Genomic DNA, 20,638 nt, shown 5'->3' on the forward strand with positions numbered 1-20,638 from the left:
CACCCAATGCAGCAAAGTCAAGCATTTAGGAGCTCGCGTATTACTCTAGACCTGGCTATGAGAATTCAAAATGAGACCATGGTCGTAGGTAAGACTATGGTCGAAACGTTTATAATGCCGATTAGATTGTTAACACAAGGTTAAAAGGAAAGTTATGGTTTTTGGTTGGGTTACACTGGCAGTGCTTTACCTATTTTTGCTATTTTCATTAGCAAGTTGGGGAGAGAAAAACTCTACTAGAGCGCGCGCTATAACTTCACACCCAGCCATTTACTCACTCGCGTTAGCCATTTATTGCACCGCTTGGACTTTTTTCGGCATGGTAGGCCAAGCCAGTCGCGATACATGGATTTACCTGCCCATAATGCTAGGTCCAATTTTGGTTTACGCATTGGGCTATAAGTTCATTTACAAAATGACTTTGGTGAGTAAGAAACAGCACATTACCACCATTTCCGACTTTATTGCCTCTCGATACGGAAAGCGCCAAACGGTGGCATTGGTAGTAACGCTCATCGCCCTACTTGCTACCATCCCTTATATTGCACTGCAGCTGAAAGCGGTAGGCGCTACGTTTCAGTTACTGACGCAGCAATCCAATAGCGATGTTATTGTTCTTGCTGCAACTATATTTATCGCGGTATTCGCTATTTACTTTGGAACCAGACAAGCCGATGTAACTGAGTACCGCCGAGGCTTAATGCTTGCTATAGCATTTGAATCAACCATCAAATTATTGGCATTAGTGCTCGTTGCCTTTGTGGGTTACAGTGCGTGGAAACGCACAGAAACCGGGCCTTTCTTTGCGAGCTTCGTCAACGAAGCAGCCCTTTCTCAGTTCGGCTCTTTTTCGTTTATAGCGCAAACTGTGATGGCTGCTGCGGCCATTATTTGTCTTCCCAGACAATTCCATGTAGCCATTATCGATAACCTAAGCTTAGGTCATATACGCACTGCACGATGGTTATTCCCTTTGTATCTTGCCGTTATATCAGCCGTTATTCCTGTTATTGCCATTGCCGGCAAGGCCATTTTTGTAGATACCGGTATCGAGCCTGACTCGTATGTATTATCCCTTGCCGTCTTTTCAGAGTCGGCACTTTTACAAGTTATCGTTTTCGTGGGCGGTTTATCAGCGGCAACGGCAATGATCATCGTTGCCACGTTGACGTTGAGTACAATGCTAACCAACGATGTTATTTTGCCGCGCATTCTTGCCTTTAGTGGGCAAGCAGATAGCAAGCAGGATCTTTCTAGCCGTATACGACTTATTCGCCGAATTGTTATTGCCTTTATTCTATTGATGGCATTTTTCTACCACCAGCAAATGACTGGCAGCCGTTCGTTACACTCAATTGGCCTTATCGCATTCTCTTTAGTTATTCAATTACTCCCTGCCATTGTTGGTGGTCTATACTGGAAACGAGCACATGCGCACGGTGTCTATGCAGGTCTAATGATAGGCCTTGTAATATGGGTGCTATGGCTGGTCCTTCCCATTGTGAGTGAGCAAGTATCACAATTGGAACAAAATGAGCTTATTAGCCAAGGAGCGATGATAAGTTTGGCGGCAAATACACTGGTATATACCATTTTTTCTTGGTTCGCCCCTCAACGCCTTATCGACCGAATACAGGCCGAGGCCTTCGTTTCCCCTGCAATATCTGCCAACAATACCGTTAAAACCCAAGCAACTAATGTCACGGTTTCTGACCTTATCACCTTACTATCAACATTCATGGGAACCGGTCGCTGTGAACAATTGCTTGAGCAATATCAGCAGCTAAATCATTGCGAGCTTAATCATGAAGCTACGCCCGACGAGTCTTTTCTTTCATTTTGTGAGCGTGCCCTAGGTGGCGTGATTGGTGCGTCGAGTGCAAAAGTATTACTCGACAGTGCACTTCGTGGAAAGAAGATGGACTTCACTGAAATCATTAACTTTTTCGACGATACCACCCAAGCAATGCAGTTCAATATGACTGCGCTATTAACATCGCTCGAAAATATGGACCAAGGCATCAGTGTTGTCGATAAACACTTGAACCTAGTGGCGTGGAATAAACGCTATGCTGACTTATATCCATACCCAGATAACTTACTTGCAGTTGGTACCCCCATTGAGCGGTTAATTCGATACAACGCCTCTCAGGGCGAATTTGGCACCGACAATGTGGAAGCTGAGGTCGAAAAACGATTAGGGCATTTGCGATCAGGCATGCCCCACCGTTTTACGCGACAACGCAAAGACGGACGCGTAATCGAGATGGTTGGCAACCCACTGCCTGGCGGTGGCTTTGTAACGAGTTTTAATGACATTACCGGTCACGTCGAAATTCAACAGGCACTTGAAGAGTCCAACATTGATCTAGAAGCGCGAATTAAAAAGCGTACCGAAGAAGTGCATTCTATTAATGCCGAGTTGCGCCTTGAAATAGAGCGCCGTTCAGAAGCGGAAAAAGAACTTATTCGTGCAAGAAAGGCGGCTGAAGATGCCAACGCTAGCAAAACGCGCTTTTTAGCACTGGCAAGCCACGACGTCTTGCAACCCCTCAATGCGGCCAAACTGTACGCCAGTGCTCTTGAAGAACAAGACTTATCAGACTCAGCTCACGAGATTATTCAAAAGCTCAATCACAGTGTCACCTCAAGTGAAAACCTAATAGGTACCTTGCTTGATATTGCGCGCTTAGATCAAGGGGAGATGAAACCGGAGCTTGAAGCAATTGATGTATGTGCTTTGTTATCACCTCTTGTGGATGAGATGGCCATGCGTGCCAAAGAAAAAGGTTTGCGCTTCACCGCCAAAATCAGACCTTGCTGGGTTACCGCAGACAAAACCTATCTATACCGCATTGTACAAAACTTACTTTCAAATGCCGTAAAGTATACTGACACAGGCAAAGTACTCTTCACCGTGAAGCCTTTTGGGAATAGGGTTCACTTTAAAGTAATGGACACCGGTATCGGTATATCAAACGAGAAAAAAAGCAGTATTTTTGGCGACTTCTTTCGCGTTAACGACAGTAAAGAGCACGGCCTTGGACTTGGGCTAGGTGTAGTTAGACGACTTAGCCTGCAGCTAAACAGTGATATTCAAGTTAATTCCAAAGTTGGTAAGGGCAGCTGTTTTGCCTTTTCTCTTGAAAAAGCGATGCCAAAGGTGTCTACGGGCGAGTCGACAAGAGCACGGCACACTACGTTCAGTGGTATGGATGTCTTATGTGTAGACGACCAAAGAGAGAATCTCGACGCCATGCAAACCCTACTCACCAAGTGGGGAATAAATGTGGCTCTTGCCAATAACTGGGAAGATGCATTAACCCTGTGCGAGACCATTCAGCCGCAGATATTGCTTATGGATTATCAGCTGAGTCACGATGATAAAAAGAATGGGCTAGCGCTGATTGAAGAAATTAGAACGCGACTGAATGTTGTGGTACCTGCTGCGCTTATCACAGCAACGCCAGATGAAAGCTTAGTTACACAATGCAAAGCGCAAGGCGTAAACTTTTTGTCTAAACCTTTGAAGCCGGCAAAGCTTAGAGCATTATTGCAAAGTATGACGCGTTATATTCGAGAAGCGAAAAATGTGAGTTAAGGGCGATATGCATCGCCCATAACAGCATGAGTATATTATTTACCTAAAAATTCTTCAGGTACTCTATTTTCTTCAACCTTTTGGGCTGGCGGTTCAATTGCAGATTTAGCCACAACCTTGCCCATCGTTCCCCACTTCGCTTTAGGGTTAAGCAAAACAGGTCTAGTTAGAATAAGGTTGTTGGGATACATCAAAGTTTCTCGGTCTGCGGTTACAAGACGAGTACTAAATGGACCTAAATCAGCGATGACACCTTCAATATAATTGTCACCGTCCAAAATACGCACATAGTTGCCTCTTCGATACGCAACGTTGGTCAAAAGGATAAAGTAAGCAGTGATGTTGCTGATAAGAGACCAACTAGCAAATAAGGCTACACCCGTTACGGTCAAGATTGACGTAGACAACACCAGTAGACCGGAGAAATCGATACCCCACGCCAGTAATAGCAATGCTAGAGACAGTGTAGCGACCAACACTCTTGCAGCAAATAGCCCTTTAATCGCGCTGCTCGACTTTAACTTAGATTTTTCGATATTGGTTTCAAGTTTTGGCAAAAGCTTTCGCGACATTGCCAAATAAACTAGTAAAACCACACCGCTCCACACTACGTTTGACTGGTATTCAATTAACCACGTCATAAACGCGTGCCACCACTCATTCATTAAACAAAACCCTAAAAGTAGAAACGTTTTCTTTTATGCTATCGCGATTATGGCAGAACTTCATGCATTAAAAGCAATCGACACAACAAGAATAATTCGTAAGACACACTTTGCACCTTGCATTAGTATGCGCGCAAAAATACTTGTCTAAATTATATTCACGTTCTAACGTGGTATGGGTAAGTAAAAAAAGATTCTAATTATCAAACACAAATTACAGGCTTTTTATAATGCGTATCGCAATACTTTCAAGAAATCCACGTCTTTACTCCACTTCACGCTTAGTGGAGGCGGGACAAGCGCGCGGACATCAGGTGGACGTTATCGACACAATGCACTGCTACATGGACATTACAAGTGCGCGGCCGTCTGTGCGCTACCATGGTAAAAAGCTTCCGTATTATGATGCCGTTATTCCACGTATAGGTGCATCAGTAAGCTTTTATGGTACATCGGTAGTACGTCAATTCGAAATGATGGGGACGTATAGCCTTAACGAGTCGGTTGCTATAAGCCGTTCACGCGACAAATTACGCTCTTTACAGCTTTTATCGCGAAAAGGTATTGGCATGCCTCGTACTGGCTTTGCACACCACCCTGATAAAATTGACGATGTAATTAAAACCGTTGGCGGTGCTCCGGTCGTTATTAAGTTACTAGAGGGCACTCAGGGCATCGGTGTTGTACTTGCTGATACACAAAAAGCAGCTGAGTCGATTATTGAAGCCTTTATGGGCTTAAATGCCAGTATTTTGGTACAAGAATTCATTAAAGAAGCTGGCGGCGCTGATATTCGTTGTTTCGTTGTGGGCGGAAAAGTGGTCGCAGCCATGAAGCGACAAGCGGCTCCCGGCGAGTTTCGCTCTAATTTACACCGTGGCGGCCAAGCAAGCTTGGTACGTTTAAGCCCAGCGGAACGCAAAACAGCCGTAGATGCGGCGAAAACAATGGGATTGAATTGTTGTGGTGTCGATATTCTTCGCTCTAATAACGGCCCGGTAGTTATGGAAGTTAACTCATCACCGGGCTTAGAGGGTATTGAAAAAGCAACCAATAAAGATGTGGCCGCCATGATCATCGAATTTATTGAAAAAAGTGCTGAGCCTCATAAAACGAAAACGCGTGGTAAAGGCTAACATCGCCGTAGCGCAACGTTAGAAATAGGAAAACGTTAGTGGCAAGAAATGCAGTAAAAGACATGCTCACAATTGGTGATGTAGACGTAGCACCAGGTGAAACTAAAAAAATTGAACTGGAAATGCCGCCCTTGTATACGGCTACTAGTATGAGCATCCCCGTTTATGTAAAACGGGGAAAGCGCCCAGGTCCAACCATGTTTGTCAGTGCCGCCATTCACGGTGATGAACTCAATGGTATTGAAATTGTAGGTAGGCTTATTCGCTCTAAGGCTATTTCACGTATTCGTGGTACGTTAATAGCCGTGCCTATGGTGAATGTTTACGGCGTACTGAATCAATCTCGCTATCTGCCTGACAGACGCGATCTTAATCGTAGCTTTCCTGGCAGTAAAAAAGGTTCGCTAGCGGGCCGATTAGCCAACTTGTTTTTTAAGGAAATTGTGAGCAAGTGTGATGTCGGTATTGACTTACATACAGGTGCAATTCATAGAAGTAACCTTCCTCAGATAAGAGCAGATCTTGATGACGAAGATGTACTTGAAATGGCCAAGGCTTTTGGCGTACCCGTGCTATTGAATGCCGAATTACGAGACGGTTCTTTGCGCGAAGCCGCTAGCGAGAGCGGTGTAAAAATGCTGTTGTATGAAGCAGGTCAAGCGTTGCGCTATGACGAGTTTTCTATTCGCGCAGGCGTAAAGGGAATTATTAACACCATGCGTCACTTAGGCATGCTGAATAAGAGTCGTAGTAAAGGACATAGTATTGAGCGCTTTATTGCGCGACAAAGTGGCTGGGTGCGAGCTCCTGAAAGTGGCTTCGTAACCCACTTAGCGCAGCTTGGTGACCACGTTGCAAAAGGCGATAAGCTAGCCATTATCGCAGACCCGTTCGGTAACTATTTAGGTACGTTGGAAAGTCCAGCTGAAGGTGTGGTTATTGGTAAACAAAACATTCCGCTTACTCAAGAAGGTGAAGCGGTTTATCACATTGCCTACTTCTCAGAGCCTGATACAGTGGCTGAGCACGTAGAATTATTACAAGACAATTTATTGCCGCCTCAACAAGGCACTATTGAATAGCATTGGTAGAAAAACCCATGAAAGACAAAAAAATTGTAGGCGCAGTTGAGCTTTGTGATTTACCAAAGCTTGCAATAACAGACCTAAACGTGCGTGTTGATACAGGTGCAGCCACTTCATCGCTGCACGTGGACAATATTGAAGAGTTTGAAAAAGATGATGAACTTTGGATCAAGTTCGATATTCATCCGGATATCCACAATGTAGATCGTGTGGTGCGTCGCGAAGCGCGTGTTGAAGGGCAAAAACGCGTAAAAAGCTCAACGGCAACGCTAGAAAAGCGTTATGTCATAATTACGCCTATAATTATGGACGGAAACCAGTGGGATATTCAGTTAACGCTGACCGATCGCTCTGAAATGACTTACTTAATGCTATTAGGTCGTGAAGCGATGAGCGGTCAATTTATAGTCGACCCTGAATTTGATTTCTTACTGACCGGTAAAGATTAACTACTCAGCTTAAGTACCCCAAGGAGTTGTAGGGGTACTTAAGAGTCAGAAAATGAAATATGGACATTGAGATGACTCTCAAACTCACCCCGGTGCTGCTTCTAGGAGCAGTACTTTTGCCATTGACCAGTGCTGTCGCACAGAATCAACCGAGTGTGGTTAACAATGAGCTGCCACACAGCGTATTAAGGTTGCCAAATGTTCATCCCGGTCGCGACGCAGTATATGCGTATGCAAAGCAACTACTCACCGAAGCGCTAGAAGTCACCGAAGACAGTTACGGTACGTTTGAATTGGTTGTCAACACTCAGGAAACGGCACAAGAAAGACAGCTACGAAGTTTAGAACACAGCATGCTCGACGTAACATGGAGCGTCACCTCTATTGAACGTGAGCAACATTTTCTTCCAGTTCGCATTCCGATTATGGCTGGGCTATTTGGTAAACGCATATTACTTGTGCGCGAAGACGATACCCGCTTCAGCCAAGTGAAAAGCCTTGAGGCACTTCAATCATACCGCGCTGTTTTAGGGTACGATTGGCCTGATACAAAAATATTTAAGGCCAACAATATACCGGTCTTAGAGACAACTTATCGCGCGTCATTCAAAATTGTCTCTGAGAGGTTCGCGGATATGTTTCCGCGCAGTGCAATGGAGATTCAAGAAGAGCTCAGTGATGAGAGTTTGAGTCGCGAACTGGCAATAGAAGATAGCCTTGTTGTGTCCTACCCCAGCCCTATCTTTTTCTTTGTGGGCAGCGATAACCACCAGCTAGCGGGACGAATTGCACAAGGCTTGCTCATTTTATTTGAAACCGGCCGATTTCAAACACTGTTGACACAACAGCCAGGTTACCAACAAAGCATGTCGCTTCTTGAAGGACGAACAGTTATCGAAATAGAAAACCCATTATTAAGCGAGCAGAGCCGACTAGCACTTGAACGCTTCTTACCCGAATTTTCACAATCATTGGAAAACGCTCACCAAAGCCTGCCTCCGCAAAACCAAATAGAGTGAGTACCTACACTCTTTTTAACGCAAGCTTTACATGACTATTGCGAAGGTGGCTCTAGCTCTAATTGCGATGCGATAAGCACAGCTTGAGTTCGGTTGTTAATACCAAGCTTTTTAAATATTGCCGTTACGTGGGCCTTAACTGTAGCCTCTGCAATATCCAAGTTGTACCCAATTTGCTTGTTTAATAGGCCATCTCGCATGTAACAAAGTACTTTGTACTGGGAAGGAGTAAGCGAAGCAACTTTGTCTGCTAATTCAGAGAATGCCTCGTCCACTTCATCAACATTTTCACTTATGTTGTCAGGTAACCAAACGTCACCATCGAGGATTGCCTCTACCGCATTCGCAATGTCGTGGGCGCTGGCAGTTTTAGGAATAAACCCCAGTGCACCTACACTGATTATCTTTGAAATAAGCGCGGTGTCCTCTGTGCCAGAAACCACTGCTACGGGTAGATCGGGGAAAAGCTTACGAATGTGGAGTAAGCCGAACAGATCATTACTGCCCGGCATATGCAAGTCGAGAAGTAACAGGTCGATATCGTCATTATTGAGAATATCGACCGTAGTATTCAAGTCGCCAGCCTCTTTCAATGTTAAGGCGGGCAATGACAACGACAATGCCCCTCTCAGTGCATCGCGATACAGCGGGTGATCATCTGCGATCAAAAGCGTTATCATCGTCTATGTCCTTGATTACTTGTTAAGTCTCTCCTCTATCAGTGTATCAACAACCGATGGATCCGCCAACGTAGAAGTATCTCCCAACTGCTCGTGCTCATTAGCGGCAATTTTACGAAGAATACGGCGCATAATTTTACCTGAACGCGTTTTCGGTAACCCTCGTGACCATTGGATCATGTCCGGAGTTGCTATAGGACTAAGCTCTTGGCGCACCCACGCTTTAAGCTCTTTAGTGAGTGCCTCATCGGCCTCTACCCCTTCGTTCGGCGTTACGTATACGTAAATACCTTGCCCTTTGATGTCATGAGGGAAACCCACAACTGCCGCTTCGGCAACCTTCGGATGAGCCACCAGCGCACTTTCAATCTCTGCCGTACCTAGGCGGTGACCTGATACGTTTAACACGTCATCAACGCGCCCCGTAATCCAATAGAAGCCATCTTCATCACGACGGGCCCCGTCACCCGTGAAATACACGCCTTTATATGCACTGAAGTAAGTATTGATAAAGCGTTGATGATCACCATAAACCGTTCTAGCTTGGCTTGGCCAACTATCTTTAATCACCAAATTACCTTCTGCCACTCCCTCTAGCTCATTGCCATCAGCATCGAATAATGCTGGCTGAATGCCGAAGAAAGGACGCGTTGCAGAGCCTGGTTTCAATTCTGTGGCGCCAGGTAATGGTAAGATCATGTGACCACCAGTTTCAGTTTGCCACCATGTATCGATGATAGGACAGCGACCTTTACCAATAACACGGTGATACCATTCCCATGCTTCAGGGTTGATAGGCTCACCGACCGTACCTAATAGACGCAATGATGAGAGATCGCATCCCTCGGCAGGTACATCACCATGGGCCATTAGTGCGCGAATGGCTGTGGGCGCAGTATATAGGCTATTTACTTTATACTTCTCAACCACTTGTGCAATACGCTTAACATCAGGGTAAGTAGGCACCCCTTCAAAGAATACCTGCGACGCCGCGTTTACCATAGGGCCATACACCATGTAGCTATGGCCTGTGATCCAGCCAACGTCGGCCGTACACCAATATACGTCGTCTTGTTTGTAATCAAACGCATATTTAAATGTCATTGCTGAATATAAAAGGTACCCTCCGGTGGTGTGAACAACGCCTTTAGGCGTGCCTGTTGAGCCCGATGTGTACAAAATAAACAGCGGATCCTCTGCATTCATTACCTCAGGCTCACACTGCGCCGAACAACCTTCTACAGCATCATGCCACCATACATCCTGTTCACTGTTCCATTCTACTTCTGAACCTGTCAGCTTGTGTACGAGAACGTGGGTAATAGAAGGACAAGCGTCGCCAGCAAGTGCTTTATCGACGTTAGCTTTTAATGGGATAGTACGACCGGCACGTCGTCCTTCATCAGCCGTAATCACCACTTTAGCCGCGCTATCATTTATGCGGTCAGCAATAGCATTTGGCGAAAATCCGCCAAAAATCACTGAATGTACAGCACCTATTCTTGCACAAGCCAACATGGCATAAGCTGCCTCTGGCACCATGGGCATGTAAATGGCAATGCGATCGCCTTTTTCAACGCCCATCGCTTTTAACGCATTCGCAAGTTTGCACACCTCATAGTGAACTTGTTGATAGGTAATATCTTGACTATCTTCTGGTGAATCGCCTTCCCAGTGAAATGCCACTTTGGTGGCGTTGTCAGCGAGGTGTCTATCAATGCAGTTATAGCTGGCATTTAATTCACCATCTTCAAACCACTTTATTGATACATCGCTTTCACCAAATACTGTATTTTTGACTTTAGTTGGTGCTGTATACCATTCCAGTGCGCCAGCATGCTCAGCCCAAAAAGCTTCTGGTTGCTCTACCGACTGCTTATACATTGCATCGTATTGAGAGGCCGTCAGGTGGGTAGACTGAAGAATGTTGTCAGGTACAGCATAAGTTTTGCTGGTGGTCATAAAAATTGCCTCCACAATCAAATATGTAAAAATCTTGTTGTATGGTGAAACACTCTAGCCATTCACCCATAAAGCAAAATGAGACTTTGGTCTTAACAGACTTATAAACGCGAAAAGTACTTTTATTTATGGATAGAACGACCTTTCCTTGTACGACTATAGTCTTATGCGACCAAGGGCTTATTTAATTTTGAGATAATACGTACACAATTAGCAATGTTAACGTTGAATTTACATTTAATTAACCACTTTTTTGGAATACACGATGAAAGCTAAAATAAAAACCACAGCAACAGCAGTAGCGCTTTGCTTAGCAGCATCAAGCGGCGCAGTGCATGCAGCCACGATTGGCGACACAAGTGTGAAATTCACAGGTTACGTAAAAGTAGACGCTATGCTGAGTGATTACTCAGACGGCACAATAGCCTCAGGCAGTGTTGGACGAGACTTTTACATCCCTTCACTGACTCCGGTCGGTGGCGTTGACGAAGACGCGCAATTTGATGCGCACATCAGAACTTCACGCTTTCGCTTTGCTACTTCGACGCCTACAGCTGAAGGTGACACAATTAATGGTGTATTCGAACTCGACTTCGTGGTGACCGATGGTGGTAATGAACGTATTAGTAACTCTTATCTTCCTCGTGTACGCCATGCTTATATTAGCTATAAAAACTGGTTGGTAGGTCAAACTTGGACCACTTTCATGGATGTAGGTGCACTACCCGAATCGCTTGATTTCATTGGTACAACTGACGGTATTACCTTTGGTCGTCAGGTCATGGTTCGATACACTAACGGCGGCTTACAGCTTGCACTGGAAAACCCTGAATCGACTATCACACCATTTGGTGGCGGTGGACGCATTGTAAGTGATGACAATAGCTTTCCAGACTTTGTTGCGGCCTACACCTCTAAACACGATTGGGGTTATTGGAAAGTAGCTGGCTTACTTCGCCAACTCTCTTATGACAACGCAGGCGATATCGATGCGGATGAAACCAGTTACGGCGTATCTGTAACGGGTAAGTACAAGCTTTCAAATGGTGATGACATTCGTTTCACATTCCACACCGGTTCAGGTTTGGGTCGTTATTCAGCGCTAAACGCCGCAAACGGTGCAGTGCTCACTGAAAATGGTGACTTAGAAACCATTGATACAACCGGTTATGGCATTGCATATCGTCATGTGTGGAGTGAAAAAGCACGCAGTAGCATAATGTTTTCAGCATTTGAGGCCGACAACGATGTTGCACTAACGGGTCTTGGTGTTACAGAAAGCACTTACAGCACACGTGTTAATTACCTATATTCACCAACCAAAGCCCTTACTGTAGGTGCTGAATATGCCTTTGCCCACAGAGAGGTAGAGTCTGGTTTAGAGGGTGACATGAACCGAATTCAAGTATCAGCAAAGTACGCTTTCTAAAAACGTATGGAATAAAAAACGGCGCACATGCGCCGTTTTTTTTGTTTTTACATAGTGGTAAATATAATGCCCAAGGGCATCACAAAAAATAAGCCACCAATGTATGCTGCGCCATAAAGCTTTCTTTCTGACGCGATAACAGACAATTGATACGATAACGTAAGTGGAATATTTCGCAGAACTGGAATGCCATAAATAATGACCACTCCGAGTACATTATAAATGAGATGGACCAACGCAATTTGAAGTGCAAACCCGCTATTTACACCTACTACGCCAAGTGCTGCTATGAGCGCTGTAATACACGTACCAATATTGGCACCTAGCGTAAACGGATATATGTCTAGCGCTTTTAAAATATCACTCCCAACTAAGGGCACCATCAATGATGTGGTGGTTGAAGATGACTGCACCAACACGGTCATCACTGCACCTGATGCAATGCCTGACAACGGGCCTTTACCAATACTTCTATGCAGTAATTCTTTCGCTTTACCTACCATTAATGCCTTCATGATTTTCCCCATATAGGTAATGGAGAGCATAATTAAAGCAATACCAATAATAATTTTGGCCACGCCAGGATAGATGGAGGGAAGAAACTGTAGCGATTGCGTTGCAAAATCAGTCACCGGCTGCGTTGCCGCTTTAATAGGGTTTACCCCATTAAGCCCCAATGCCTCACCCGTGTGCAGCAAGGCCACCAGTTGACCACTTAAGTATTCTAAAATACCAAATGCCATTTCAAGCGGTAAGAAAATAAGTACTGACAACACATTAAAGAAATCGTGGATGGTCGCGGCATTAAAAGCGCGCTGGAATTCCTCTTTTCGTGCTACGTGTCCAAGGCTTACCAGCGTGTTCGTGATACTTGTACCAATGTTCGCTCCCATCATCATGGGCACCGCAATAGTAATAGGCAGTCCACCAGCAACCATCCCAACAATAATGGATGTAACTGTACTAGAAGACTGAATAAGTGCGGTTGACACCATACCTATGATCAACCCCATTATGGGGTTCGATGCAAAGTTAAAGAGTTCTCTTGCGTGATCGCCCGTAGCGTATTTAAAACCGCTACCTATCATGCTCACCGCAATAAGCATCAGGTAAACAAGTAAGGCAAGTAAAAGCCAGCGCTGCCAATTGTGGTTATTATCTAATGCGGCTTGGTCGGCCAATTGGGGATCTATTGTGGACATAGTCTTTCGCAAGCATACAGAAAAACTCATAGTATGACGTGCATATTACACAAAAATGACGAGCCTGAGCTCGCCATTTTGAAGGTTAAGAAATCATTTTTTAATCGCGTATCAGAACCCTAGAGGGTACGCTCGCAATACATCGTGCACCTCTTCTAGCGTTTTTTGAGGCAGCTGCAACGAAAACGCCGCTATATTTTCTTTCAATTGTTCAATTGACGTTGCGCCAATGATAGTCGACGTTACGCCAGGTACTTGCTGACACCATGCTAAGGCCAACTGTGAAGGTGTAATATCAATACTCTTGGCAACCGCCACATACTTGTCAGTTGCCGCCTGCGCGGGTGCTTTATCTCTAAATAACCCCATGCGCTGAGCAAGTGTCCAGCGAGAACCTTCTGGTCTTGCGCCATTTTGATATTTTCCACTTAACATTCCCGTTGCCAAAGGCGACCACGGCAAGTAAGCAATATCTTCAAGTGCGCACATCTCTATAAGATATGGCCAGTCTTTAGCGTGCAATAAGCTAAATTCGTTTTGTATAGAGACAGGCTTCTCAATGTCCATCTCGCGACATAATTTAAGAAATGTATGTATTCCCCAAGGCGTGTCGTCAGACAAGCCCCAATGTTTTATCTTACCTGCTTCCAAAGCCTGCTGAATGCCCTTGAGAATATCTCGCATTCCTTCAACCTCGCGGTTGCGATCTGTTTTTGTGGGGTCGGTATTATCTGGCCAGTGTTTACCGAAATGCGGTGTAACGCGATTTGGCCAATGCAGTTGATAAACATCAATATAGTCGGTTTGAAGTCGAACTAGTGAATCGTCTAATGCGCGTGTTACAGCATCGGCTGTAATTGGCCCACCTTCTCGTATATAACGAAGACCACTTCCTGCTACCTTTGTCATCAATACCATGTCTGAACGTTTCGCATGGTTTCTTGAGAGCCAATTCCCTAAAATTCGCTCTGTATCACCGTATGTCTCTTTATTGGGTGGTACAGGGTACATTTCCGCTGTATCAATAAAATTCACGCCATTGTCTAGCGCGCAAGCAATTTGCTGATCAGCATCGCTTTGCGTATTTTGAATTCCCCATGTCATCGTGCCTAAACACACCTCAGACACTGATAAGTCGCTAGTTCCTAAGCGATTGAATTTCATGTTGTACTACCTTCAAATTAAACATGCGAAATTATTCGTATAGTCTCAATACTTTCGCTTCGCTATGACGCCTTCTTACTGGCCAATTCAGCCTCAGCACTTGCAAGCCTAGCCTCAATATCCTGGCGTGATTCCACCATCTCATTTGCTAACTCAGCCAATGATTTAAATTCAGCAAAGCCAAGCTGACGCGTATCTATTTTTTGGTACTGCCGTTTAGAGCGGCAAAAGAACATCACAAAGTTAGCAAAAGCGCGATGGAATGTCGCAAAACTCTTGATTAAAACCAGAATTAATACGATGGATGTTAGCGCTGCAATACCCAAACTGTAAATACGCACTTGTGCTTCTTGTTGTTCAATTATGGGTTGCAGAGCGCCATCGATCATTTTTAGTTGAGATTCCACATTATGAGCGCTTTGCCTAAACTCTCCGCGTAAACCCTCGTTGTGGGTAAGGCCAAATGCGGTATAAGTTGCTACAAGTTCGTTCAGCACAGTTTGATATTGGCTAAGTGCTATTAGAAGCTCACCGCCCTCACTATTTGCACTGAGCAATTGGCGACTTAACACATCTAACTGCTTTGCATACTGCCCTTCGTGAGTCAGTTGAAAGTTACGCACTGCAAGCTTCAAGTCAGTAAACAGACTTGTAGAATATGGGTTGCTAATATTTGATGTGAGCGTTTCTTCAATATCGATAATCCGCTTGCGAAGTCCCTGTTCGTTGCTTAACCCAATACGCTCTTGTAAGGACACAACTTGCTGAAAAGTGCGGCTGTAAGCATCTATAGAAACCGACAAGCTTTCAACATCGGTGATGGGAAGCTTGTATTCATTGAATGTGGGGACCAAGGTATCCAAGCGAGTGCTAAACAGCGTCGAGCGCTCGGTAAATTTCTCAAAATAACGTCTGTCGTGCCGTAACAAGAAATCTTTTTCATGTCGGCGCATTTGCAGCAAATCTTGTCCCATCCTAAGCAAGACATCACGCTGTTGATTTAGGCCAATGAGTCGTTGAGTAAAATAATGCTGACTCACTACTAACATGCTCATCCCCATTACACAGATGAGAGTCATTAACACTAAGCGAGACTTAATTGAATCGAATTTCATAAACGCGCTCCTCTAAGGAGAAACCGGGTAAGTACATTGACATCGCGTGGCTGAAAAATACGAGTCAAAGTAATGAAAAGCACTACGTTTACTATAAGTGGGAAACATGACATTTTTTATTAAACCTTCGTCGCAACTTTAAATGAAAGTTAACGATGAAGGCGTAGACTAATTAACGACGATCACGTCGTGTGAAAGGCAATATACTTCGAAAAAAAGAAAACGATAGAGGGGTGGTGAGCAGCCATTCAGCTCACTTATATTTGAATACCTACGTGAAAGTTAATACGCGGTTTTACCGGTTTTACTGCTACACAAACTTGGTCGCCGTAGTAGTTATTTGCGTAATTACACTGCGTTCTGGTGTCGCTTTGAACAGTCGCCACATTGCGGCTTTTACTTGTTAATCTTTTTAATAATGCACTCATTGTTGCTCTCCTTGTTAAGTTACAAGGATTATCATTAATCGCCCAAATTAATTAAAGTAAAACAATTAAATTAAAACAATCGATGAATACGATTATCCTTTAAACCACGGGCCTGATATAGCCAGCGTCTTTGTGGGTGAATACACATTTACAAATAACGTATTCCCATCTGGAGAAAAACATGCGCCAGCTAATTCAGTTTGCGCATGTAGTTTGGCAAAATTGTATACCTCACCATTTGGTGTAATACCACGTAAGTGGTTATCAACTATATCGGTATACTGGTCCTCGCACACCAATAAGTGGCCGTTTGGACAAACCGTAAGGTTGTCGCCAAAGTTATAAAGGTTTTTATCTTCACTTTCTAAAAAGAGCTGTAGCTTGTCAGGCCCATCAGTTACGGGAACTAAGCGCATAACCTGTCCTAGTTGCTTGGCCCCACCATTGGTACAACAAAAGTACATCTCGCCGTCTCCCCAATGAATTCCTTCACCACGCGCGAACAAGGCTGCTCCTTTTTCATAACCTTGTTTGCGTAAGTCATCTTCCGGACTTTCTGGATTCTCTAACGTCACCCACTCAACATCTAGCCACTGTGAAACGCCCATCGCTGGCTGTTGCCAATTACGTGTATCAAATTGGGGGCGACCTTTAACAACAAGTGCTTGTAAGCTACCTCCGGCTTCAAGCTTTCCGTATTCATTGGGTACAAAGCGATAAAGTAGACTATCTCCCCTATCTTCCGTCAAATACACGTATCCGGTTGTGGGGTCTACACAAGCTGCTTCGTGAACAAACCGTCCAAGGGCTTTTAGGGGCTTTGCTTTAACTGTTTTCGAGGCACTCGCAGGCACTTCAAATACGAAACCGTGATTTTTACTCACAGTACCATTGGGCGTGTCTGCCGTTTCTTCGCAAGTCAACCACGTTCCCCAAGGCGTAACACCACCTGAACAATTGCGAACGGTTCCCGCCAGACTAACAAACTCACGCTCGACCTTTTTTGTTTCGGTGTTATAAATAAGCGTAGTGGTCCCCCCGGGTAAAGCTATGCCATTGGGGTAGGTATCGTAAGCCAACTCGTTGACATGTGATTGAATGGAAGGGGGTTGAAGTTCAATATGCTTTGGGTGTAGCTCGTGATTGCGAATAAGGGCGACCTTATTTTTGGCATTGTCGATAGGAAGGCATCCCATTCCATCAGCTCTATCTGGTACATGCAAACCATCAGACATAACTTGACCAAATTCAGAAATAACCGTGTAGCTGAATCCCTCGGGCAAGTCCAATAAACCATTACTATCTGGCACTAAAGCGCCATATATATTCGCGGTTCGCATGTTGGTAAAAGAAGTGTTCTTTCCAAATGCACTGGCCGCAAGGCCTGAAAAAGCAATAGAACCAACAATAAACTGACGACGTGTAATCATGCCACTATTCCACAATTAACTTTTGCTATAGCGCTAGCATACCTCACTTTTGTTACAATATCACAATCAAACGTTAACTAGTCACTATCGGTAATGTAGGGGAGGTTATATTTTGCCAATATTCAACCGGCAACGGTTTTGAGAAATAGTACCCTTGAAAACGGTCGCAACCTTTCGCAATTAAATAGTCGAGTTGTGCCTGCGTTTCGACCCCTTCAGCGATGCATGTCACCTTAAGTGCTTTAGACATTTCAATGATAGCATCGACAATTTGCGATGCCTTGCCACTGTTTTCTTCGCATATATCATCCACAAAAAACTTATCAATCTTCAGTTCACTAATTGGCAGCTCTTTCAAGTAGGCAAGGCTTGAATAGCCTGTTCCGAAATCGTCAACCGAAAAACGAAAACCGTAACGCGCTAGTTCGAGCATGGTTTGTTTTACCAACTGTATATCTGCTACTAACGCTGTTTCTGTAAGTTCTAGCATGAGCAACTGTGGAGCAATAGCGTATTGAGTGACTTTTGACAGTAATGAAGAGGTAAAGTCTGGTAATACAATTTGTCGTGCACTAATGTTAATTGCAATACTCGCATCCATGCCCCGGCTTATAAAACTCCTTAATGCTTCAAGGGTTTTATCTAACACCACCTGCCCTATTTCACAAATAGCACGACTTTCCTCTGCAATAGGAATGAAGTCTGCAGGACTCACAATACCCAATTCAGGAGAATGCCAACGTACAAGCGCTTCAAACGATGTCAGCGCTCCATTTTGGTCTACTTGTGGTTGTAGCGCTAAGCTTAACTCATCATTCTCAATAGCGCCCTTCAACGCGGTTTTAATCGCAACATAGCGTTCAAACTCTTCAATGCCATCACTCGACACGTGACACAAGCCAAAAGGAGCAGTACTTTTTGCACGCTTAACAGCAAGTTCCAGTACATTAATGACACGCTCGAAACTCTGCTCTTTGGGGTCAAATATTGCACTACCCAAAGACGCACTTAACGCCCACTGATTGTCCTCAAGCTCAACTTCAAAATGGCGTGGGTTTAACAGCGCATTTTCAATAAGTGCGGGTTCAAAGCGTTGCAACTCTTCTTTGCGATACGTTTTGCTGGAAAGGACAATAAATCGGTCGTTAGTAAACTTGTAAAGCTCATAATCGTGGCCAATGATAAACAGCAGTTTCTCTGCAATCACTTGCAAGGCTTTGTTACCATTTATAAAACCTAAGCGAGTATTAATTTGCGCCATGTTATCCATATCAAGAAGCATTACGTGAACATATTCGTTACGCATGGCAGAGCGTAATATTAAGTCCTGAAATTCTTTTTGAAACCACTGACTATTGCGTAAATGGGTAACCGAATCGGTATAAGCCAAATTGTAGATTGTATCTTGCGCTTCAATACGCTCGCTAATGTCTCGTATAACCCCTACATAGCGCTTCTCTCCCATATCAGCACTTTCAGACAGCGATAGCTCCATTTGAAAAACAGAACCATCTTTTCGCTTAGCTGGAAGCTGTCTGCCCACCCCCATAATTCTGGCATTGCCCGTTTTCTCGTAGTGATGCATATACTTCTTGTGATTCGAAGCGTAGGGTTCTGGCATTAATAGTTCTATGGGCTGCGATATCAACTCGTCTATTGAATATCCAAAAATACGTGACGCTACAGCGTTACAGTGACAAATAATACCGTTCGCATTAACGCTTATAACTGCATCGTTAATACTATTGAGAATATTCTGAATACGCAGCGCTCTCTCTTCACTAATAGCGACTGTTTTTTTGAACTCAGTGATATCTTCAAAGGCGCCATAGTAACGTGTGGCCGCGCCTTCGCTATTTAATTGCACTTTTCCTGAGGTTCTTACCCACTTTAGCTGCCCCTGTGAATCTACAATTTGAAACTCTTGGTCGTAGGCAACTTTGTAATTTAGAAGTGTAGAAAATGCCTTTTTGATTTCCGCTTGCGACGCTAATGAATAAAATGACATTGCTTTTTGCGGTGAAATTGGATGACCAATAGGCAAACCATGAATGCGATATGTTTGTGCTGACCAGTACAACCTTTCTTCATCAGGATAGTATTCCCACGCGCCGGTGTTAGAAATGTCACTGACCTCTTCCAATAACGCTAAGTGATGATTAGTGCACATCTCCAAATAACGCTTTTGAATATGCATACCAATAAGTTTGGCCTGCGTTGCAAACCCATAAAGCCACTGCGAGATACCAGGCTGCTCAGAACAATAAAGCGCAACGAGAATACCCACGTTTTCGTTTTTTTCATTAAAAACACCTGCGCCTAAGTAAGCTTCACCATTAAGTCGTTTAAGCACGTCATCATTTGGAAACTGCGTTTGAATAGCATTTGAAAAACCACATGCCCCATGCGCTAAAACATGCTCACATGGCGAGCCCACTAAGCTATAACTGAAGTCATCGAGTGGCGCTTCTTTACTAACGCTCACAAGTACCTTAACACTTTGTTTTACGCGCACACCAAGAAACAAATAGTCAGCATTTATTTGACTATTGAGCGCAATTAGGTCTTCAGAAATACTGTTCGCATTTTGATTTACTAACGAAATGAAATCATCTTCATCGAACACTGGCTTTAGTGAGTGCATCATTTCCTCTAAAAAAGATTAGCGTTTCATTGCCAAGGCAACGTGGGGCATGGAGGGCGCTAAACCTACCTGCAATCAAATGAGATTTATTTGCATTGTATCAAATAATAAGAGTAGACGCTCAAAAAGCATTTTCAAATAGACTAACGGTACATCAGGCGAGACTAGAGCTCAGAGTGGTAAGGATGGGTTGACGGCGTGTTCCTTCCTCTCCCACCAAGCTTAATAAATGCTAAAGGGGTGGCGCTTATTCAATCTAGAACTCTCAGCTACATGGATGCAGCTGCGAAGCCGCTAATACAAAAGCACGGATGGGTTAATGGCGTGTTATTACTTTCCTACTCAAGCTTTTTGCTATGCCAATTAAAGAGGGAGTGAAATCAATATGCCGTTTCAAACCTTCCACAGCATGGATGCTGTGGCAGAGCGCCCAGGGATGGGTTCACCGCGTGTTTGAAACGGCATATTGATTTCATAACTTTTCCCGCAGGCATAAAAAAAGCGCACCTAAGTGCGCTTTTTTGGGCTTATGTTGCTAAGTCTAGATTAGTCTAGGATCTTAGATACAACACCAGCACCTACTGTACGACCACCTTCACGGATTGCGAAACGAAGACCTTCTTCCATCG

The 20,638-nt window shown here is 44.3% G+C and carries 16 protein-coding genes; 6 read left to right on the forward strand and 10 right to left on the reverse strand.

The genetic code is table 11. The annotated features are described in order from the left end of the window. Positions 1 to 154: 154 nt before the first annotated feature. Positions 155 to 3,601: a PAS domain-containing hybrid sensor histidine kinase/response regulator gene (locus LHL20_RS15170; RefSeq protein ID WP_226433901.1), complete on the forward strand. Its 3,447-nt coding sequence runs from the start codon at positions 155 to 157 to the stop codon at positions 3,599 to 3,601. Positions 3,602 to 3,636: 35 nt separating this feature from the next. Here LHL20_RS15170 and LHL20_RS15175 read toward each other — a convergent pair whose 3' ends face one another. Then, positions 3,637 to 4,266, reverse strand: coding sequence for a mechanosensitive ion channel family protein (locus tag LHL20_RS15175; RefSeq protein ID WP_226433902.1), 630 nt, complete (start codon positions 4,264 to 4,266; stop codon positions 3,637 to 3,639). A 230-nt stretch (positions 4,267 to 4,496) separates the two neighbouring features. Between LHL20_RS15175 and rimK the strand changes: the two genes are divergently transcribed. The 4 genes from rimK to LHL20_RS15195 all read left to right on the forward strand — a co-directional run bounded on the left by rimK (position 4,497) and on the right by LHL20_RS15195 (position 7,955). Then, the gene (rimK, locus tag LHL20_RS15180) at positions 4,497 to 5,402 is read left to right on the forward strand and encodes a 30S ribosomal protein S6--L-glutamate ligase (protein ID WP_202262553.1); all 906 of its coding nucleotides are present in this window, start codon (positions 4,497 to 4,499) and stop codon (positions 5,400 to 5,402) included. A gap of 62 nt (positions 5,403 to 5,464) precedes the next feature. After that, complete coding sequence (locus LHL20_RS15185; RefSeq protein WP_159627744.1) at positions 5,465 to 6,484, forward strand: succinylglutamate desuccinylase/aspartoacylase family protein; 1,020 nt, start codon at positions 5,465 to 5,467, stop codon at positions 6,482 to 6,484. Positions 6,485 to 6,501: 17 nt separating this feature from the next. Next, on the forward strand, positions 6,502 to 6,936 hold the full coding sequence (locus LHL20_RS15190) for an ATP-dependent zinc protease family protein (protein WP_159627707.1): 435 nt from the start codon (positions 6,502 to 6,504) through the stop codon (positions 6,934 to 6,936). A 71-nt stretch (positions 6,937 to 7,007) separates the two neighbouring features. Beyond that, the gene (locus tag LHL20_RS15195) at positions 7,008 to 7,955 is read left to right on the forward strand and encodes an amino acid ABC transporter substrate-binding protein (protein WP_226433903.1); all 948 of its coding nucleotides are present in this window, start codon (positions 7,008 to 7,010) and stop codon (positions 7,953 to 7,955) included. A gap of 35 nt (positions 7,956 to 7,990) precedes the next feature. Here the strand turns inward: LHL20_RS15195 and LHL20_RS15200 are convergent, their stop codons facing one another. Continuing rightward, a complete protein-coding gene (locus LHL20_RS15200; RefSeq protein WP_202262555.1) occupies positions 7,991 to 8,635 on the reverse strand; it encodes a response regulator transcription factor in 645 nt (214 codons plus the stop codon). 15 nt (positions 8,636 to 8,650) lie between these two features. After that, positions 8,651 to 10,597, reverse strand: coding sequence for an acetate--CoA ligase (acs, locus tag LHL20_RS15205; protein WP_226433904.1), 1,947 nt, complete (start codon positions 10,595 to 10,597; stop codon positions 8,651 to 8,653). A 265-nt stretch (positions 10,598 to 10,862) separates the two neighbouring features. On the opposite strand from acs, the gene LHL20_RS15210 reads away from it, so the two are divergent. Continuing rightward, positions 10,863 to 12,026 (forward strand): DcaP family trimeric outer membrane transporter, encoded by a 1,164-nt coding sequence (locus tag LHL20_RS15210; protein ID WP_202262557.1) that lies wholly within the window; start codon positions 10,863 to 10,865, stop codon positions 12,024 to 12,026. Between the two features lie 47 nt (positions 12,027 to 12,073). On the opposite strand, the gene LHL20_RS15215 is transcribed toward LHL20_RS15210, so the two are convergent. The 7 genes from LHL20_RS15215 to LHL20_RS15245 form a co-directional block, all read right to left on the reverse strand. After that, positions 12,074 to 13,228: a Na/Pi symporter gene (locus LHL20_RS15215; protein WP_226433905.1), complete on the reverse strand. Its 1,155-nt coding sequence runs from the start codon at positions 13,226 to 13,228 to the stop codon at positions 12,074 to 12,076. Between the two features lie 111 nt (positions 13,229 to 13,339). Beyond that, a complete protein-coding gene (locus LHL20_RS15220; RefSeq protein WP_226433906.1) occupies positions 13,340 to 14,392 on the reverse strand; it encodes an aldo/keto reductase in 1,053 nt (350 codons plus the stop codon). Between the two features lie 62 nt (positions 14,393 to 14,454). Next, positions 14,455 to 15,507, reverse strand: coding sequence for a chemotaxis protein (locus LHL20_RS15225; RefSeq protein WP_226433907.1), 1,053 nt, complete (start codon positions 15,505 to 15,507; stop codon positions 14,455 to 14,457). Positions 15,508 to 15,764: 257 nt separating this feature from the next. Then, a complete protein-coding gene (locus LHL20_RS15230; RefSeq protein WP_159627691.1) occupies positions 15,765 to 15,935 on the reverse strand; it encodes a hypothetical protein in 171 nt (56 codons plus the stop codon). A 92-nt stretch (positions 15,936 to 16,027) separates the two neighbouring features. Continuing rightward, a complete protein-coding gene (locus tag LHL20_RS15235) occupies positions 16,028 to 17,365 on the reverse strand; it encodes an alkaline phosphatase PhoX (RefSeq protein ID WP_226433908.1) in 1,338 nt (445 codons plus the stop codon). A gap of 73 nt (positions 17,366 to 17,438) precedes the next feature. After that, a complete protein-coding gene (locus tag LHL20_RS15240; protein WP_226433909.1) occupies positions 17,439 to 20,012 on the reverse strand; it encodes a bifunctional diguanylate cyclase/phosphodiesterase in 2,574 nt (857 codons plus the stop codon). A gap of 543 nt (positions 20,013 to 20,555) precedes the next feature. After that, a partial coding sequence (locus LHL20_RS15245; protein WP_136783439.1) for a hypothetical protein occupies positions 20,556 to 20,638 on the reverse strand: 83 nt, incomplete at its 5' end.

Source organism: Alteromonas sp. McT4-15, from assembly GCF_020515205.1.
Taxonomy (GTDB): domain Bacteria; phylum Pseudomonadota; class Gammaproteobacteria; order Enterobacterales; family Alteromonadaceae; genus Alteromonas.

Coding starts and splice junctions, on each gene's coding strand:
- LHL20_RS15210 (WP_202262557.1), top strand. CDS start 10,863: ATGAAAGCTAAAATAAAAACCACAGCAACAGCAGTAGCGCTTTGCTTA.
- LHL20_RS15220 (WP_226433906.1), bottom strand. CDS start 14,392: ATGAAATTCAATCGCTTAGGAACTAGCGACTTATCAGTGTCTGAGGTG.
- LHL20_RS15185 (WP_159627744.1), top strand. CDS start 5,465: ATGCTCACAATTGGTGATGTAGACGTAGCACCAGGTGAAACTAAAAAA.
- LHL20_RS15230 (WP_159627691.1), bottom strand. CDS start 15,935: ATGAGTGCATTATTAAAAAGATTAACAAGTAAAAGCCGCAATGTGGCG.
- LHL20_RS15215 (WP_226433905.1), bottom strand. CDS start 13,228: ATGTCCACAATAGATCCCCAATTGGCCGACCAAGCCGCATTAGATAAT.
- LHL20_RS15240 (WP_226433909.1), bottom strand. CDS start 20,012: ATGATGCACTCACTAAAGCCAGTGTTCGATGAAGATGATTTCATTTCG.
- LHL20_RS15225 (WP_226433907.1), bottom strand. CDS start 15,507: ATGAAATTCGATTCAATTAAGTCTCGCTTAGTGTTAATGACTCTCATC.
- LHL20_RS15170 (WP_226433901.1), top strand. CDS start 155: ATGGTTTTTGGTTGGGTTACACTGGCAGTGCTTTACCTATTTTTGCTA.
- rimK (WP_202262553.1), top strand. CDS start 4,497: ATGCGTATCGCAATACTTTCAAGAAATCCACGTCTTTACTCCACTTCA.
- LHL20_RS15195 (WP_226433903.1), top strand. CDS start 7,008: ATGACTCTCAAACTCACCCCGGTGCTGCTTCTAGGAGCAGTACTTTTG.
- LHL20_RS15235 (WP_226433908.1), bottom strand. CDS start 17,365: ATGATTACACGTCGTCAGTTTATTGTTGGTTCTATTGCTTTTTCAGGC.
- LHL20_RS15190 (WP_159627707.1), top strand. CDS start 6,502: ATGAAAGACAAAAAAATTGTAGGCGCAGTTGAGCTTTGTGATTTACCA.
- LHL20_RS15200 (WP_202262555.1), bottom strand. CDS start 8,635: ATGATAACGCTTTTGATCGCAGATGATCACCCGCTGTATCGCGATGCA.
- acs (WP_226433904.1), bottom strand. CDS start 10,597: ATGACCACCAGCAAAACTTATGCTGTACCTGACAACATTCTTCAGTCT.
- LHL20_RS15175 (WP_226433902.1), bottom strand. CDS start 4,266: ATGAATGAGTGGTGGCACGCGTTTATGACGTGGTTAATTGAATACCAG.